This is a genomic window from Streptomyces sp. MK7 (assembly GCF_032658145.1).
GTDB classification, from domain to species: Bacteria; Actinomycetota; Actinomycetes; order Streptomycetales; family Streptomycetaceae; genus Streptomyces; species Streptomyces spiralis.
In genome coordinates this window covers 143,932-160,718 of the sequence record NZ_JAVACL010000009.1, presented here as the reverse complement: position 1 = coordinate 160,718, position 16,787 = coordinate 143,932, and the positions used below count along the sequence as shown (strand labels likewise).

General features: G+C 71.4%; 12 protein-coding genes and 5 tRNA genes. 7 read left to right on the top strand and 10 right to left on the bottom strand.

Annotated elements, in window-relative coordinates; all coding sequences use genetic code 11:
• Positions 1–129: 129 nt before the first annotated feature.
• On the top strand, positions 130–846 hold the full coding sequence (gene ndgR / locus R2S09_RS13875; RefSeq protein ID WP_306188303.1) for an IclR family transcriptional regulator NdgR: 717 nt from the start codon (positions 130–132) through the stop codon (positions 844–846).
• Between the two features lie 431 nt (positions 847–1,277).
• Here ndgR and R2S09_RS13870 read toward each other — a convergent pair whose 3' ends face one another.
• A complete protein-coding gene (locus R2S09_RS13870; protein WP_306188301.1) occupies positions 1,278–1,763 on the bottom strand; it encodes a DUF4188 domain-containing protein in 486 nt (161 codons plus the stop codon).
• A gap of 137 nt (positions 1,764–1,900) precedes the next feature.
• On the opposite strand from R2S09_RS13870, the gene R2S09_RS13865 reads away from it, so the two are divergent.
• On the top strand, positions 1,901–2,551 hold the full coding sequence (locus tag R2S09_RS13865) for a MerR family transcriptional regulator (protein ID WP_316741235.1): 651 nt from the start codon (positions 1,901–1,903) through the stop codon (positions 2,549–2,551).
• Between the two features lie 104 nt (positions 2,552–2,655).
• On the opposite strand, the gene R2S09_RS13860 is transcribed toward R2S09_RS13865, so the two are convergent.
• The 9 genes from R2S09_RS13860 to R2S09_RS13820 all read right to left on the bottom strand — a co-directional run bounded on the left by R2S09_RS13860 (position 2,656) and on the right by R2S09_RS13820 (position 7,026).
• Positions 2,656–2,728 (bottom strand) — tRNA-Glu (locus R2S09_RS13860).
• Between the two features lie 25 nt (positions 2,729–2,753).
• Positions 2,754–2,825, bottom strand: a tRNA-Gln gene (locus R2S09_RS13855).
• A 34-nt stretch (positions 2,826–2,859) separates the two neighbouring features.
• Positions 2,860–2,932 (bottom strand) — tRNA-Glu (locus R2S09_RS13850).
• A gap of 19 nt (positions 2,933–2,951) precedes the next feature.
• Positions 2,952–3,024, bottom strand: a tRNA-Glu gene (locus tag R2S09_RS13845).
• A 38-nt stretch (positions 3,025–3,062) separates the two neighbouring features.
• A tRNA-Gln gene (locus R2S09_RS13840) sits at positions 3,063–3,134 on the bottom strand.
• A gap of 92 nt (positions 3,135–3,226) precedes the next feature.
• Positions 3,227–3,988 carry an HAD family hydrolase gene (locus R2S09_RS13835; protein ID WP_316741234.1) on the bottom strand — a complete coding sequence of 254 codons (762 nt, stop codon included), beginning with the start codon at positions 3,986–3,988 and terminating at the stop codon, positions 3,227–3,229.
• Positions 3,989–4,132: 144 nt separating this feature from the next.
• Entirely contained in the window at positions 4,133–5,626 is a 1,494-nt protein-coding gene (gene gltX / locus R2S09_RS13830; RefSeq protein WP_316741232.1) for a glutamate--tRNA ligase, read from the bottom strand.
• A complete protein-coding gene (locus tag R2S09_RS13825) occupies positions 5,619–6,404 on the bottom strand; it encodes a fumarylacetoacetate hydrolase family protein (RefSeq protein ID WP_306188294.1) in 786 nt (261 codons plus the stop codon). The genes gltX and R2S09_RS13825 overlap by 8 nt, the downstream gene beginning before the upstream one ends.
• Positions 6,405–6,837: 433 nt before the next feature.
• On the bottom strand, positions 6,838–7,026 hold the full coding sequence (locus R2S09_RS13820; protein WP_306188293.1) for a hypothetical protein: 189 nt from the start codon (positions 7,024–7,026) through the stop codon (positions 6,838–6,840).
• A 600-nt stretch (positions 7,027–7,626) separates the two neighbouring features.
• Between R2S09_RS13820 and R2S09_RS13815 the strand changes: the two genes are divergently transcribed.
• The 5 genes from R2S09_RS13815 to R2S09_RS13795 all read left to right on the top strand — a co-directional run bounded on the left by R2S09_RS13815 (position 7,627) and on the right by R2S09_RS13795 (position 16,780).
• Positions 7,627–11,601, top strand: coding sequence for a nitrate- and nitrite sensing domain-containing protein (locus R2S09_RS13815; protein ID WP_316741231.1), 3,975 nt, complete (start codon positions 7,627–7,629; stop codon positions 11,599–11,601).
• Positions 11,602–11,610: 9 nt separating this feature from the next.
• Complete coding sequence (locus tag R2S09_RS13810) at positions 11,611–12,024, top strand: roadblock/LC7 domain-containing protein (protein WP_003973453.1); 414 nt, start codon at positions 11,611–11,613, stop codon at positions 12,022–12,024.
• 111 nt (positions 12,025–12,135) lie between these two features.
• A complete protein-coding gene (locus R2S09_RS13805) occupies positions 12,136–12,534 on the top strand; it encodes a DUF742 domain-containing protein (RefSeq protein ID WP_030168425.1) in 399 nt (132 codons plus the stop codon).
• On the top strand, positions 12,515–13,090 hold the full coding sequence (locus tag R2S09_RS13800) for an ATP/GTP-binding protein (RefSeq protein ID WP_067301226.1): 576 nt from the start codon (positions 12,515–12,517) through the stop codon (positions 13,088–13,090). Before R2S09_RS13805 ends, R2S09_RS13800 begins: the two co-directional genes overlap by 20 nt.
• Before the next feature lie 441 nt (positions 13,091–13,531).
• On the top strand, positions 13,532–16,780 hold the full coding sequence (locus R2S09_RS13795; RefSeq protein WP_316741227.1) for a nitrate- and nitrite sensing domain-containing protein: 3,249 nt from the start codon (positions 13,532–13,534) through the stop codon (positions 16,778–16,780).
• The last annotated feature ends 7 nt before the right edge of the window (positions 16,781–16,787 follow it).

The window sequence follows — 16,787 nt, the reverse complement described above, 5'->3', positions numbered from 1 at the left end:
CCCTGCGTCCGGGCAACCGCCACCAGGCCCGTTGATCCGCGGGCCGCTGTGCCTTCGTGACATCCAGAGTGGCGTGTTCCACGGAAAATTGAACTTGCGTTTCACAGAGTGAGACGCAAGTATCGTTTCATGGACAACAGCAGCGGCGTCGGCGTTCTGGACAAGGCAGCCCTTGTCCTGAGCGCCCTGGAGTCCGGTCCGGCCACCCTCGCGGGTCTGGTCGCGGCGACCGGACTGGCACGACCCACGGCCCACCGGCTGGCCGTGGCCCTGGAACACCACCGCATGGTGGCGCGCGACATGCAGGGTCGGTTCATTCTCGGCCCCCGCCTGGCGGAACTGGCCGCGGCCGCGGGTGAGGATCGTCTCCTCGCCACCGCGGGCCCGGTGCTCACCCATCTCCGGGACATCACGGGCGAGAGCGCGCAGCTCTACCGCCGCCAGGGCGACATGCGCATCTGCGTCGCCGCCGCGGAGCGCCTGTCCGGCCTTCGGGACACGGTCCCGGTCGGTTCGACGCTGACGATGAAGGCGGGCTCCTCGGCACAGGTACTGATGGCCTGGGAGGAGCCGGAGCGGCTGCACCGCGGCCTCCAGGGCGCCCGCTTCACGGCGACGGCCCTGTCGGGCGTACGGCGCCGGGGCTGGGCCCAGTCGATCGGCGAGCGCGAGCCGGGCGTCGCCTCCGTCTCCGCGCCGGTGCGCGGCCCGTCGAACCGGGTGGTGGCCGCGGTGTCCGTCTCCGGCCCCATCGAGCGCCTCACGCGCCACCCGGGCCGCATGCACGCCCAGGCGGTCATCGACGCCGCCGCCCGCCTCTCCGAGGCCCTCCGCCGCTCCGGCTGACCGCACCGACCGCACCCGCCAGTACAGGGCCGGCCTCAACGCCGCGGCGGGCCCTGCCGGGCGGTGGCGACGGACGACCGCCGACCAGGCGCACCGCGACCCACGCTAACGGAAGGGAGCGGCGCTCCGTCACGGGCGCCCGCCGAGCCCGGAAGAGCGGACACCTCCGCCCCGCGGGCGGTACCCCACCTGCACTCAGGCCCGCGTCCCCTACGGCCCGCTTCAGGGCCACAGCCCACGACCGGATCCGGCACCGCGCGACCGGGGCGCGTTCGCCCGCGGGGCCCGGGCCGCTCCTCGTCGACGCGCCCACGGCCGAGGAAGGCGAGCGAAGAACACGGCCGAGGAACGGGGCCGGACAGCCGGCCGGCGCCCGTCCGCCCCCACAGGTGATCCCCCGGCCGTGTCCGTTCAGCCCGGCCGGATGTCGTTCAAGAGGCTCGGAGGCGGTCCGCCGCCCGGTCTCCGCGGCGGCCCACCGGGACGACTCCGGTGGCCCTGCCCAGGCCGTACTCCGGCATGTTCATGTAGATCGACTCATGGGAGCCCGCCGGGACGACGTACGTCTCGTGCCAGAAGCCGACCTTGCCCTTGCCCTCCCGCAGCCGCCGGTTGAAGGCGGCCCAGGCCGGGTGGTGACGGTGGTCCGGGGCGACGGCGTAGGCGAGGAGCTTCTCCTTCGACTCCCAGTACTGGACGAGGTACGCCTCGCGTGGCCCGCCGAGCAGGGCCTTGCAGCCCAGCAGCCCGCTGTCCTTGCCGCGGGCGAGCTCCGCGATCATCGGTCCCATCGCCCTGGCCACCGGCCACCAACTCCGCACCGCGGCAAAGCTGTTGATCCGCATGCCGATCAGGAAGACCACCACCTCGCCCTCACCCGCGGCGGTCATGCGCCCTTCGATCAGCCTCGCACCCATGACGTCCCCCATCCCTCACGCCGATTGCGTCGGCGGCTTCGGCAACTTATTGGATAGCACCACTATCCATGCTTGGATAGTGACACTACCCAAGCGCGGACGCAAGAGGGCACAAGAGGAAAGGGCACGGCACCGGGATGCGACTGGCGGAGCTGAGCACACGCAGCGGGGTCTCCACGGCAACGATCAAGTACTACCTGCGCGAGGGACTGCTGCACCCCGGCCGCCGGATCACGGCCACCCAGGCCGAGTACGACGAGGGACATCTGCGGCGGCTGCGGCTGGTGCGGGCACTGATCCAGGTGGGGCGGATCCCGGTGAACTCGGCACGCGAGGTGCTCGCCGCCCTCCAGGACGAGGAGCTGGACCGGAACAGACGGCTGGGCACGGCGGTATGGGCCCTGCCGCACGGCCCGGCGCCCGACGAGGGCGACCCGGCCACCGACACCGCCCGGCGTACCGCCGCCGAGCTCATGGACCGGCTCGGCTGGTGCTACGGCGGCCCGTCCGGCGAGACGCCGACCGCACCGGCGTACGGAATGCTGGTGACCGCGATCGCCGCGCTCGCCCGGCTCGGCTACCCATGCGCCACCGCCGACTTGGAGCCGTACGCCCGCGCGATGGAGCGGATCTCGGTGACCGACCTGGACCTGGTCGAGCGGTACGGGACGCCGGACGAGCAGGTGGAGGCCGCGGTGGCGCTGACCGTGTTGTACGAGCCGGTACTGCTCAGCCTGCGCCGGCTGGCCGAGGCCGAGGAGTCGCGGCGGCGGTTCGGCGGAAAGTGAGCCGGAGGGCTTCCGCCGGAAGGGTGGCGCCGGCGGTCGCACCTGGACATGGGCGCCCCCGACACGCCGAAGGGCCCTCCCGAGGGAGGGCCCTTCCGACTGCGTACCCCCGACCGGATTCGAACCGGCGCTACCGCCTTGAGAGGGCGGCGTGCTAGGCCGCTACACAACGGGGGCGCGATCTTGCGTTTCCGCAGATCAGCTGGTCTACCTGGACTCGAACCAAGACTAACTGAACCAGAATCAGTCGTGCTGCCAATTACACCATAGACCAAGATGGTTTAGACCATTGAGGTCGTCACCTTCAGTACCCCCGACCGGATTCGAACCGGCGCTACCGCCTTGAGAGGGCGGCGTGCTAGGCCGCTACACAACGGGGGCCCTGATCCCGAAGGATCCGTACCCCCGACCGGATTCGAACCGGCGCTACTGCCTTGAGAGGGCAGCGTGCTAGGCCGCTACACAACGGGGGCTTGCGGATGAGATCCGCGGTGCAGATGAGCTCTGCGAGCTGGCCTACCTGGACTCGAACCAAGACTAACTGAACCAGAATCAGTCGTGCTGCCAATTACACCATAGGCCACTGGAACGCAAGCCCCGGAGGGGTTCTTGTTCTAGCTGGTGCGCCGTTGGGTTCCGGCCTTCCGGCCCGCTCCCCGCGGCGCAGGAAGAACATTACCTGAAGGTGGACGGGGCTCCAAAACGGGTATCGGCGCCGAGCACCCCCGGGAGTTCGGCGGGGGAGGCGATCCGGCGCGGGACGGCGCCCCCCGCGCCCCCGGGGCCACCGGACTTGCCGGGGCCGCCGTCGCGTACACCGTCGCGGTCGATCCAGACCGACAGCAGACCGGCCTCGGCCGCGCCCCGCGCGTCGATCTCCGGGTGGTCGCCGACGTACGCGACCTGGTGCGGGGCGAGTGCCAGGGCCTCGCAGGCCGCGTGGAACGCCCCGGCCTCCGGCTTGGACACCCCCAGCTCCGCGGCGCACAGCACCGCCTCGAAACGGTCGCGCACGCCGAGGACGCGCAGCTTGCGCTCCTGGACGGGCAGGCTGGAGTTGGACAGCACGGCGTGCCGGTAGCCGGCGGCGAGGGCGTCCAGGGCGGGCAGCACGTCCGGGAAGAGGGCCCAGGCGGTCTCGTAGTGCCCCAGATAGCGCTCGAACCAGGCGTCGGCCTCGGCGTCGGTCAGCTCCGGCCGGCCCAGGAAGACCCGCACCCGGTCCCGCCGCTGCCCCTCGAAGGACACCTCGCCGGCGGAGAACCGCGCCCACTGGGCATCGGTGATCCGCCGCCAGTGCGCCAGGGCCTCCTCCACCGGCCCGTACCCGTCCAGCAGCCGCTCGGCCACCAGATGCGCCCGCATACCGGCCCGGTCGGCCGCGGTGTAGTCGAACAGCGTGTCGTCGACGTCCCACAGGACGGCCCGGATCGTCATGGAACCGACGGTACCGCCGGCGGGGTGACGGCGTCCCGCACTCCCTGGCCGGCACGCAGTCCCCCTGAGCGGCACGCACTCCCCCTGAGCAGCGCCAAGGGGCGGCAGCCGGAGTTCCGGTCGCCGCCCCTCTCGCACGGCCGGCTACGCGGCGAGCTTCGCCAGGGCCGCGTCGATGCGGGTCAGGGTCCTGTCCTTGCCCAGGACCTCCAGGGACTCGAACAGGGGCAGGCCCACCGTGCGGCCGGTGACGGCGACGCGGACCGGGGCCTGGGCCTTGCCGAGCTTGAGGCCGTGGGCCTCGCCGGCGGCCAGAACGGCCTCCTTCAGGGCGTCAGGGGAGGTCCAGTCCGCCGACTCCAGCTTCTCGCGGGCCGTCCGCAGAAGGGCGTCGCTGCCCTCCTTCATCGCCTTCGTCCAGCTCGCCTCGTCCTCGGCCGGCTCCGGCAGGAACAGGAAGTCGACGTTGTCCGTGATCTCCGACAGCACCTTCAGACGGGTCTGCGCGTGCGGGGCGATCGCCTGCCACTTGGCCTCGTCGAAGTCCTCCGGGGCCCAGGGGGCGAACGGGGCCTGCAGCCAGGGACGGCAGCGCTCCGTGAAGTCCTTCACGTCGAGCATGCGGATGTGGTCGGCGTTGATCGCCTCGCACTTCTTCAGGTCGAAGCGCGCCGGGTTGGGGTTCACGTCCGAGATCTCGAAGGCCGCGACCATCTCCTCGACGGAGAAGATGTCCTGGTCGGCCGAGAGCGACCAGCCGAGCAGGGAGAGGTAGTTGAGCAGGCCCTCGGGCAGGAAGCCGCGCTCGCGGTAGAGGTTCAGCGAGGACTGCGGGTCGCGCTTGGAGAGCTTCTTGTTGCCCTCGCCCATCACGTACGGCAGGTGCCCGAACTCGGGGATCCGCTTCGCGATGCCCAGCTCGATCAGCGCCTTGTACAGGGCGATCTGGCGCGGGGTGGACGAGAGCAGGTCCTCGCCGCGCAGGACGTGGGTGATCTCCATCAGCGCGTCGTCGACCGGGTTGACCAGCGTGTACAGCGGGGCGCCGTTGGCACGGACGATGCCGTAGTCCGGCACGTTCTCCGGGGTGAACGTCAGCTCGCCGCGGACCAGGTCGGTGAAGGTGATGGTCTCGTCGGGCATGCGGAAGCGGACGATGGGCGTACGGCCCTGTGCCCGGTACTCCTCGACCTGCTCGGCACTCAGGTCGCGGCAATGTCCGTCGTAGCCGGACGGCTTGCCGGCGGCGCGGGCGGCCTCGCGGCGGCTGTCCAGTTCCTCCTGCGAGCAGTAGCAGTGGTAGGCGTGGCCGGCGTCGAGCAGCTTCTGGGCGACGTCCTTGTAGATGTCCATGCGCTGCGACTGGCGGTACGGCGCGTGCGGGCCGCCGACCTCGGGGCCCTCGTCCCAGTCGAAGCCCAGCCAGCGCATCGCGTCGAGGAGCTGGCTGTACGACTCCTCGGAGTCGCGGGCCGCGTCGGTGTCCTCGATGCGGAACACGAATTGAGCGCCGCTGCCCTGGTGGTGCCGGGCGAACGCCCAGTTGAACAGGGCGGTGCGGACCAGGCCCACGTGGGGGTTACCGGTGGGCGAGGGGCAGAAACGGACGCGTACGGGAGTGCCGGGTGCGCTAGCCACGCTTGACAACCTTGTTGGTGAGAGTGCCGATGCCTTCGATGGTGACGGCGACCTCGTCGCCGACGTTCAGGGGGCCGACCCCTGCCGGGGTGCCCGTGAGGATCACGTCGCCGGGGAGCAGCGTCATGGCCTCGGAGATGTTGACGATCAGCTCCTCGATGGGGTGGATCATCTCGCTGGTGCGGCCCAGCTGCCGCTGCTCGCCGTTGACGGTGAGCTGGACGGTCAGGTCGGACGCGGCGGCCAGGTCGATGTCCGTCTCCACCCAGGGGCCCAGCGGGCAGGAGCTGTCGAAGCCCTTGGCCCGCGCCCACTGCTTCTCGCGCCGCTGGACGTCGCGGGCGGTGACGTCGTTGGCGCAGGTGTACCCGAAGATCACGTCCTGGACGCGGTCGCGCGGGACCTCGCGGCACAGGCGGCCGATCACCACGGCCAGCTCGGCCTCGTGGTGCAGTTCCTCGGAGAAGGAGGGGTACTGGATCGGGTCGCCGGAGCCGATCACCGAGGTGGACGGCTTGAAGAAGGCGAACGGGGCGTCCGGCACCTCGTTGCCGAGTTCGCGTGCGTGCTCGGCGTAGTTGCGGCCGAAGGCCACCACCTTGTTGGGGAGCACGGGCGGCAGCAGCCGTACCTTGCTCAGCGGCACCTTGGTGCCGGAGAGCTCGAAGTCCGCGAAGGGGATGCCCTTGATGATGTCGAGGACGAGCTCGTCCGGCTGGTCGCCCTCGACCGCGCCGAAGGCGACGTTCCCGTCGATGGAGAACCTGGCGATGCGCACGGGTTGCTTGGCCCCTTGACTGAGCTGGGAGGAGTCTGACGCTCCAGGCTAACGCGGCAGGGGGTGCCCGCGGGTCAGGCCGGATCAGGGAGCGGGGTCCGGTGCGTACAGCTGCAAGGCGGAGGAGGGAGTCGACGCGATCGGGGTGCCCCCGCGCGAGCTCGTTCGACCGTGGGGGAGTCGGAGACAGACGACAACGCCGCTGGGGGTCCCCCACGCCGTTGAGGCAGTGGGGGAGTGCGTGCCGGACCCCGCCAGCCCGGCCCGGCCCGCGAGGCTCCCCCTGGGCTCCGCGCAGCTCGCGCATTGCCGTGGGGCGCGGGCCCCGGACACGAAGGAGGGGCGCCCCTGGTCGTGGGGCGCCCCCGGTCTCCGTACAACTCTCCGTACGGCCTGGCCGGCCGCGGTGAGCAACCCGTGCGCGGTGCGCGTACTACTCCGTGACGGAGGCCGCGACCGGGGCCTCCATGAGGACGGTGCGCCTGGGGTTGGCGGTCTGGGTGGGGAGGGAGACGGAATGCTCCGGCAGGTCCGGCGTGTGCAGGACTTCGGCGTCCTCGAGGTGCGCCAGGGTCGTGCGCCGGGGGTTGGCTATGGTGCGGAACATCATCGTCGTCTTCACGGTTGTAAGAGACCTTGTCGTCTGCGGGCGCCTGGAGGGCCGTGCGAGCCCCTCGCCTGGGCGCGTTGTCGGTTTTGCCATTTCTGTAAAGCGTCAGGCTAAACATGCAATTCCCGCCGCAGACGTGAAGACCCCGTGTTCCCCATGTGAGTTTGCTCACTGCCGCATTGACAATCCGGACAATTTCCAGCCGCACCGCAACTCAGCGAAACGGACATTGACCCCCTGAAGCCATCATTCCGCTCCCGATCATGGCGACTGGGACACCTGAGGCGGCTCGTCGGCTCGTAGGGATATGTCCGGAATGCAGGAGATCACTTTCCACTTCCAGTGACGCACCCCTCACGCGGTGTCACGGAGGTCACAGCCTGACCCACATGCCTTGTTGGAGATCCTGCACTGTGCTGGAATGCCACGGACCGCCGCAGGATCGAGCCGGCGCGCAGGGGGCGCAACGCAGCGCCGAGTGGCGGCGAGAAGGGGGAACCAGCGCCGGTCACTCACGACCACCCGGGGAACGTTTTCAGGGCGTTCCCCACGACGCCGACACCGTCCTTCCGCTCGCGCGGAGGGGCGCCTGGTCCAGAGGTTGCGACGCTAGTGCAGGGACGTTTCAAGAGGGATGGCAGCGCTTCGGCGGAGCCGGAGTCGCACGACGGGACTGGCCCCATGAAGGGCAGTTCCTCGCCCCAGCACGCCCAGAACCCGGGCCCGGCTCCGTCCGGTGACGGCGGCGAGCGCCCCGGGCTCGCCGCGGCCGGCCCGGCGGCGTCGGCGAGCCCCGCCCCGACGGTGAAGCCGGCCAGGAGCCCGGGCCCCGTCGGCACCGGCTCGCGGATCGCGATGCGCAACTGGCGCATCTCCACCCGCCTGGTCTCGCTGCTGGCGCTGCCCGTGGTCGCGGCCACCTCGCTGGGTGCGCTGCGCATCAGCCAGAACATGGACGACATCCAGCAGCTGGACAACATGAAGCTGCTGACGGACATGACCAAGCAGGCCACCGAGCTGGCCATGGCTCTCGAGGACGAGCGCGACCAGTCGGCCGGCCCGCTGTCCCACCCGTCCAGCGCGAGCGCCATCGCCGTCAAGGGCTTCCGGGACAAGACCGACCGTGCCAAGGCCAACTTCCTCGACGCCTCCGAGGAGATCGACGCCGCCAGCAAGGACGGCAACCTCCAGGGTGTCCGCGACACCATCGTCGGTCTCGCCAGCGAGCTCAACGGCCTCGGCAAGATCCGCAAGACCGCCTACGAGAACGAGGGCAACTCGGCCCGGACCGTCGAGGCGTACCACCGGCTCATCACCGAGCTGCTCGGCCTGTCGCAGGACATGGCGGAGGCGACCAGCAACCCGGAGATGATCCAGCGCACCCGCGCGCTGTCCGCGTTCTCCTCCGCCAAGGAGTACGCCTCCGTCCAGCGCGCCGTCATCGCGGCCGCGCTGCCCGCGAACAACAGCAGCGAGGGCCACCTCTCCGAGAACGACCGTCTGTACGCGCAGTCGGCGCTGGAGGGCCAGACCTCGGAGCTCAACAGCTTCCGCAACATCTACGGCAGCGGTGTCGAGGACCTCCTGCGGCCCATCGAAGAGGGCAACCCGACGATCAAGGCCGCGGACACCTACGCCAAGCGTGCCCTGGACAGCGACACCGGTCTGGAGCAGCAGGACAAGCGCTCCTACCGCGACTGGGTCGACGACAGCTCGACCAAGATCGAGCAGATGAAGAAGATCGAGCACACGCTGCTCGAGAACATGGAGCAGAAGGCCCGCGAGCTGCGCAGCGCCACCGAGCAGGACGCCATCATCTCCGGTGCGCTGATCCTCCTGGTCCTCGGTGTGTCGCTGGTCGGCGCCTTCGTCGTGGCCCGCTCCATGATCCGTTCGCTGCGCCGCCTGCAGGAGACCGCCACCAAGGTCGCCCAGGACCGCCTGCCCGAGCTGGTCAAGCAGCTGTCGGAGTCCGACCCGCAGGACGTGGACACGTCCGTGGAGTCGGTCGGTGTGCACTCCCGGGACGAGATCGGCCAAGTGGCCGCGGCCTTCGACGAGGTGCACCGCGAGGCGGTCCGCCTCGCCGCCGAGCAGGCCCTGCTGCGGGGCAACGTCAACGCGATGTTCACCAACCTCTCGCGCCGCTCCCAGGGTCTGATCCAGCGCCAGCTGTCGCTGATCTCCGAACTGGAGTCCCGCGAGGCCGACCCGGACCAGCTGTCCTCGCTGTTCAAGCTGGACCACCTCGCCACGCGTATGCGCCGTAACGGTGAGAACCTCCTCGTCCTCGCGGGTGAGGAGCCCGGCCGGCGCTGGACCCGCCCGGTCCCGCTGGTCGACGTGCTCCGCGCCGCCGCGTCCGAGGTGGAGCAGTACGAGCGCATCGAGCTGGCCGCCGTGCCGACCACCGAGGTCGCCGGCCGCGTCGTCAACGACCTCGTGCACCTGCTGGCCGAGCTGCTGGAGAACGCGACCTCGTTCTCCTCGCCGCAGACGAAGGTCAAGGTCACCGGTCACGCGCTGCCCGACGGCCGGGTGCTCATCGAGATCCACGACACCGGTATCGGCCTCTCCCCCGAGGACCTGGCGGCGATCAACGAGCGGCTCGCCTCGCCGCCCACCGTGGACGTCTCCGTCTCCCGCCGCATGGGCCTGTTCGTGGTCGGTCGTCTGTCGCAGCGGCACGGCATCCGCATCCAGCTGCGTCCGTCGGACTCCGGCGGTACGACGGCCCTCGTCATGCTGCCGGTGGACGTCGCCCAGGGCGGCAAGAAGCCCGGTCCCGGCAAGCCCGGCGGTCCGGCCGCGGGCGGCCCGGCGGCCGCCGCTGCCGCCGCCGGCGCGGCCGCGGCACGACGCCAGAACGGCCAGGCGGGCGGCGGTGCGCTGGGCGCCGGCGGTGCCGGCCGGCTCGGCGCCGGGACCGCTCCGCGCGGCCAGGTCGGCGCCGGTCAGGGCCCCCGGGCCGCGCTGCCCGGCACGGGCGGCCGGCAGGGCGGACCCGGTGCGCCGGCCGGCCCGGGCGCGCCGCGCGGACCGCAGGGTCCGGCGCAGCCGCAGCAGGGCCGTCCCGCTCCGGCGGGCGCGGGCGGCGGCTTCGGCGGCCGTGCGCCGCAGGGCTTCGGCGACGGCCGGCCCGCGGACGGCCGTCCGGGCTACGCCGACGGAGGCCGCCAGGACACCTTCGGCGGGGGCGCCCGGCAGGACGCCTTCGGCGCGGGAGGCCGCCAGGACACCTTCGGTGGTGGCCTCCAGGACGCCTTCGGCGGGAACGCACCCGGTGGCGCGGCCCCGCAGCGTGCGGCCGGCGCCGAGCAGGGCGGGCAGCAGCAGCTTCCCTCGCGCGGTGGTCCGCGCGCGGAGCTGCCCGGCGGGAACCCGCAGCCGCGGACGCCGAGCTGGGGCAACGACGACGCGACGGGGCAGGCCGCCCTGGACGCGCCGCGCGGCCACGACGAGGCGGAGCAGGCGCAGACGTCCCGCATGCCGCGCATCGAGGACCACCAGGGTCCGGGCTCCACGGCCGAGATACCCGTGGTTCCCGCGTTCGACGACCGGCAGGGGCCGGCCGGCCCGGCGGACACCTCGTCGTTCCCCCGCCCCGACTTCGACGCCCCGCGCACGGGTGTGAACGGCGGCCAGAACACCGGCCAGTTCCCCGCTCCCGGCACGGGCGCCGGGCAGAACACGGGTTCGTTCGTGCGCTCGGACATCTTCGGTCCCTCCGCGCCGCACGCCCCGCAGAACAACCCCTCGGACACGGGCCAGTACATGGCCCCGCAGACCTACGACAACGGCTCCACCGGCCAGTACGCGGCCCCGCAGACCTACGACAACGGCTCCACCGGCCAGTACGCCGCGCCGCAGGTCTACGACAACGGCTCCACCGGCCAGTACCCGCAGCCCGGCTACAACGGCGGCGACACCGGCCAGTACGCCCTGCCCGGTCGTCAGGACCCCTCGTCCACCGGCCAGTTCGAGCGGCCGCAGGGCGGCCCGGCCGACTTCGGCGCCCCGCGCCGGCCGGCCCCGCAGCAGCAGCCCCCGCAGCAGCAGCGTCCGGCCCGTCAGGAGCCCGACAACAGGAGCGCCGCGCAGCGGCCCGACGAGGGACGTGGGCCGGGTGACGGGTGGGCACTGCCGCCGGCCACGGGCCCGGGCGACGGCCGCACCCCGCTGTACGACACCCTGGAGACCAACTGGTTCCGCGGTGAACGGCGGCCGGCCGGCCGGCCGGCTCCGGCCGCCCCGCAGCAGCAGGCCCCCACGGGCCCCCAGCGTCCCGCAGCCTCCGCCTGGCGCACCTCGCCCAACGACGAACTCGTCCGTCAGGCGGAGCGCGTAAGGCAGCCGGCCGCGGGCGGCGTCACCACCTCCGGCCTGCCGCGCCGGGTGCCCCGGGCGAACCTCGTCCCGGGCACGGCTCAGCAGCAACAGCACCAGAGCGGTCCGCAGGTCTCGCGTGCGCCTGACGACGTACGCGGCCGGCTGACCAATCTCCGTCGGGGCATCGCGCAGGGACGTCAGGCCGGTACCGGTCAGACGGGCAGCTTCCCGAGCCCCACTCACCAGCAGGAGCGTTAGTTGAGCCAGATGAGCCAGGCGGCACAGAACCTCAACTGGTTGATCACCAACTTCGTGGACAACACCCCCGGGGTGTCCCACACCGTCGTGGTGTCCGCGGACGGACTCCTTCTGGCGATGTCCGAAGGCTTCCCGCGTGACCGCGCGGACCAGCTCGCGGCGGTCGCGTCCGGCCTGACCTCGCTGACCGCCGGGGCCTCCCGGATCTTCGAGGGCGGCAACGTGGCGCAGACGGTCGTGGAGATGGAGCGCGGCTTTCTGTTCCTCATGTCCGTCTCGGACGGGTCGTCCCTGGCCGTGCTGGCCCACCCGGAGTGCGACATCGGCCTCGTCGGCTACGAGATGGCGCTCCTGGTCGACCGCGCGGGCGCGGTGCTCACACCCGACCTGCGCGCCGAACTACAGGGCAGTCTGCTCCACTGACCGGCCCCGGTACCACCCGTCTCACCAAATCACCGTCCGGCCGCCACAATCCCCCCACCGGCCCCGTCAGACGGCTTGCCCGACCGACTTGCTGTCCCGCCCGGAGGATTCATGACCCCGCCCACCGCCCATCATGATCCGTACGCCGAGCCGTACGGGGACGAGGGCGACCAGCCGCTGGTCCGTCCTTACGCGATGACCGGCGGCCGGACCCGGCCGCGCTACCAGCTCGCCATCGAAGCGCTGATCAGCACCACGGCCGACCCGGCAGCGCTGATGGGACTGCTCCCGGAGCACCAGCGGATCTGCCACCTGTGCCGCGAGGTGAAGTCGGTCGCCGAGGTGTCGGCGCTGCTCACCATGCCGCTGGGCGTGGCGCGGATCCTGGTCGCGGACCTGGCCGAGGCCGGTCTGGTGGCGATCCACCAGCCGGGCGGCGACGAGAACAACGGTGGCGCTCCGGATGTGACGCTGCTCGAAAGGGTGCTCAGTGGACTTCGCAAGCTCTGACGCGGGCCGGGCGACCACCTCGGCGAAGATCGTGGTGGCGGGCGGCTTCGGCGTGGGCAAGACCACGTTCGTCGGCGCCGTCTCGGAGATCAACCCGCTGCGCACGGAGGCCGTCATGACGTCCGCTTCGGCGGGCATCGACGACCTGACCCACACCGGGGACAAGACCACCACCACGGTGGCCATGGACTTCGGCCGTATCACCCTGGACCAGGATCTGATCCTGTACCTGTTCGGCACGCCCGGCCAGGACCGCTTCTGGTTCATGTGGGACGACCTGGTCCGCGGCGCCATCGGCGCGGTGGTCCTCGTGGACACCCGGCGGCTGGCCGACTGCTTCCCGGCGGTGGACTACTTCGAGAACAGCGGGCTGCCGTTCGTCATCGCCCTCAACGGCTTCGACGGCCAGCAGCCGTACACCCCGGACGAGGTCCGCGAGGCGCTCCAGATCGGACCCGACGCGCCGATCATCACCACCGACGCCCGGCATCGCGCGGACGCCAAGTCCGCCCTGATCACGCTGGTGGAACACGCGCTGATGGCCCGCCTGCGGTAACTCCGCTCCTCGTTCCGCACGGCACTCGAACCGCCGAGCACCTGGGCAAGTGCGCGGGTGCGCACGGCAGTTGCCGTAGCGATCGGCGTAGACGCACCGGGGCCGGCTGTGTCCTTTGACACGGTCGGCCCCGGTGTTCATAACGTTTCGGCAGAGGAATCGGGTGGTACGGCCACGCGTCGCGCACATCCGGTCTCACTGCGCGCACAATCACCCCGCCTTTTGGCGCGGCTCGCTCTTTATGACCGTTTTATCTGGGGCTTACATCACGCGGGACCTGCGGTCCCAACTGTTTGGAAGAGCGCACGTCGGCGTGCTGGAATGCCTGAACTGCCCCATGGTCAAGGACGTACTCACCAGTAGAGAGCCGTCCGCGGCGGACAGGGCTCTGAGAACGTGCGGCACGACGTAGGTGCCGACCGCCGAGAGGTTGTTGGTCGAGTGAGGCGAAGCAAGAACGGCTCCGAGCCGTCGGCCCGGGGCAACTTCACCCCGCCGCCGCGCGGTGCGGCGCCCGCACACGTGCCCGGTTCGGAGTCGGCGGCCACCCCCTCCCCCAGCGGAGGCCGTCTCTCCCCCCGCAACTGGCGGGTGCCCACCCGGCTGAACGCGATCCTGCTCATACCCGTGCTGGTCGGCCTCGTCATGGGCGGCTTCCAGGTCAAGAGCTCGATCGACACCTGGCAGGACGCCCAGGACGCCGAGAAGACCGCGCACCTGGTGCGCGCCTCCCTGACCTACGCCGACGCCCTGTACAACGAGCGAGACATCTCCGCCGCTCCCCTCCTCCAGGGCAAGGGCCCGGGCAACTCGACGGTCGCCCAGGCCCGGCAGCTGACCGACCAGGCCGCCCAGGGCTTCGACCAGGCCGCCAAGGACATGCCGCACAAGGCCGGTCTGGAGCGCCGGCTGAAGCTGTTCCGCGAGACGGAACCCGAACTCCAGACGCTGCGCGCCGCCGCGTACAGCTCCAAGCTGACCGGCGTGCAGACCGAGGAGGGCTACGTCAAGATCGCCCACCCGCTGATGGAGTTCGCCAACGAGCTCGGCCTGGGCACCGGCAACATCACCTCCTACGGCCGTACCGTCTACGCCATCTCCCTCACCAAGGCGGCCCTGTCCCTGGAGCGCTCGATCGGCATGCACATGCTGGTCAAGCCGGGTCCGGGCACGGGCAGCCTGGCCAGCCAGCGGGTGGCCCTGTCCTCCTACGCCTACCTGGAGGGCATCGCCGCCGAGGAGTACCTCGGCGGCGGCACGCAGGCCGACGCGGACAAGCTCCAGGCGCTGCAGCAGGAGATCCAGACCAAGGCCACCGAGATGATCCGGCAGGCCAAGGCCAAGGACCCGAACTACGTCGCTCCGCCGTCCAACCCGGCCGACATGGTGGCGACCCTCGCCTCGCTGAAGTCCACCGACCCCGCCGAGCGCGCCGGACTCGCCGAGAAGGGCGTCACCGCGCAGAACTGGTGGGCGGTCAACACCCTCAAGTTCGACGCCTACCGCAAGATCGAGTCGGACATGGCCGACACCGCGGTGAACGAGGCGGCCGGCATCGCCGACGACGCCAAGCAGTCGACGTTCATCACCGGCGCGGTCGTCCTGGTCGCCCTGCTCGCCGCGTTCATCCTGGCCGGTCTGGTGGCCCGCCAGATGAGCCGCTCCATGCGCCAGCTGCGCAACGCCGCGTTCGGCATCGCCGAGCAGCGCCTGCCGATGCTGGTCGACCAGCTCTCGCGCACCGACCCCGGCCGGGTCGACACCCGGGTCGCGCCGATCCCGATCACGTCCACCGACGAGATCGGCGAGGTCGCCCGCGCCTTCGACCAGGTCCACCGCGAGGCCGTCCGGCTCGCCGCCGAACAGGCCCTGCTGCGGGGCAACATCAACGCGATCTTCACCAACCTCTCGCGCCGCAACCAGTCGCTGATCGAGGGCCAGCTGACCCTGATCACCGACCTGGAGAACAACGAGGCCGACCCCGACCAGCTGGAGAACCTCTTCCGCCTGGACCACCTGGCGACCCGTATGCGCCGCAACGGCGAGAACCTCCTGGTCCTCGCCGGCGAGGAGCCCGGCCGCCGCTGGGACCAGCCGGTCCCGCTGGTCGACGTGCTGCGCGCCGCCTCCTCCGAGGTGGAGCAGTACGAGCGCATCGAGCTGTCCGGCGTCCCGGAGGCCGAGATCCACGGCCGCGCGGTCACCGACCTCGTGCACCTGCTGGCCGAGCTGCTGGAGAACGCCACCACGTTCTCCTCCCCGCAGACCAAGGTCCGCGTCACGGCGACCCGGCTGCCCGACGGCCGGGTCATGATCGAGATCCACGACAAGGGCATCGGCCTGACCGCCGAGGACTTCGCGGACATCAACCACAAGCTGGCCAACCCGCCCACCGTGGACGTGGCGATCTCCCAGCGCATGGGCCTGTTCGTGGTCGGACGCCTCGCCGACCGGCACGGCATCCGCGTCCAGCTGCGCCCCTCCGGAGAGCAGGCCGGCACCACCTCGCTGGTCATGCTGCCGGACGCGATCACCCACGGCGGTGGCGGCGAGCAGACGCTGGAGCGCGACGAGTTCACCGTCTCGCAGATCATCCCGGAGCAGCAGTTCCCGGGCGAGGACTTCGGCCAGCTGCCGCGCATGCGCACGGCCGCCGAGCTCGGCTTCGACGACAGCCGCTACGCCGACGTCCCCGACGACATCCGCGAGCTGGACCCCGTCGGCCGCTCCCTCAAGCGCGAGGAGCGCCGGGCCGCCCTGGACGCGCAGTCGCACGGCGAGGCGGTCGCACCGCAGGCGCCCGAGACGCCCGCGTACACCGAAGAGCCCACCGGTCAGCAGCCCGGCTACGACACCGGCCAGGCGGCGTACCCCGAGCAGGGCGGCGGCTACGACCGGCAGGCGTACGACGAGCAGCAGCGGACGGCGTACGACCAGCAGGGACAGCAGTCGTACGAGCAGGCGTACTACGCGCCGGACGCGGGCCTGCCGCAGAACGGCGCCTACGCGGCGAACGGTGGTTACCCGGACGCCGCCTCCTACCCCGAGCCGGCGCAGGACGAGCACGCCTCCGCCCGGACCGGCCAGGCGGAGCCGTACGCCGGCTACCAGGAGCAGCCCTACCAGGACGACTGGCAGCAGGCGGACGGCTTCCTCGGCGGCTACGCGGACCAGTACGCTCCGGAAACGGAATCAGCGCAGGCCGCTGACGGGAACGACGGTGACCGCGTAGGCTTCGACCGTCCGGGAACGGCCTCCTCCGCCGCCCACGAGCTGACCGACGCCGGGTTGCCCCGCCGTGGTTCGACCGCGAGCGGTTCGAACGGCGCGCAGCCCGTGCAGCGGCAGGCGCCGGCCCCCGCTCCGCAGAGCAACGGCGACAGCGGCTGGCGTTCGGCCAACGACGAGCGGTGGTCGCAGGCCGCGCAGCTCCGGAAGCCCAAGGCGGGCGGAGTGACCTCCTCCGGCCTGCCGCGGCGAGTGCCCAAGGCCAACCTGGTCGAGGGTGCGGCGGAATCGACTCCGCAGGGCGGCCCACAGGTCTCCCGCGCCCCCGAGGACGTCAGGGGCAGGTTGAGCAACCTGCGCCGGGGCGTCCAGCGGGGACGCAGCGCAGGAAGTGAAAAGAACGGCCAGGCCACGAGGATTGAACACAGTGGTCCTGACAGCACCTACAACCAGGAGCGTTAGTGTGAGC

Coding starts and splice junctions, on each gene's coding strand:
- R2S09_RS13870 (WP_306188301.1), bottom strand. CDS start 1,763: ATGGGTGCGAGGCTGATCGAAGGGCGCATGACCGCCGCGGGTGAGGGC.
- R2S09_RS13805 (WP_030168425.1), top strand. CDS start 12,136: ATGACCCCGCCCACCGCCCATCATGATCCGTACGCCGAGCCGTACGGG.
- R2S09_RS13865 (WP_316741235.1), top strand. CDS start 1,901: ATGCGACTGGCGGAGCTGAGCACACGCAGCGGGGTCTCCACGGCAACG.
- R2S09_RS13810 (WP_003973453.1), top strand. CDS start 11,611: ATGAGCCAGGCGGCACAGAACCTCAACTGGTTGATCACCAACTTCGTG.
- ndgR (WP_306188303.1), top strand. CDS start 130: ATGGACAACAGCAGCGGCGTCGGCGTTCTGGACAAGGCAGCCCTTGTC.
- R2S09_RS13835 (WP_316741234.1), bottom strand. CDS start 3,988: ATGACGATCCGGGCCGTCCTGTGGGACGTCGACGACACGCTGTTCGAC.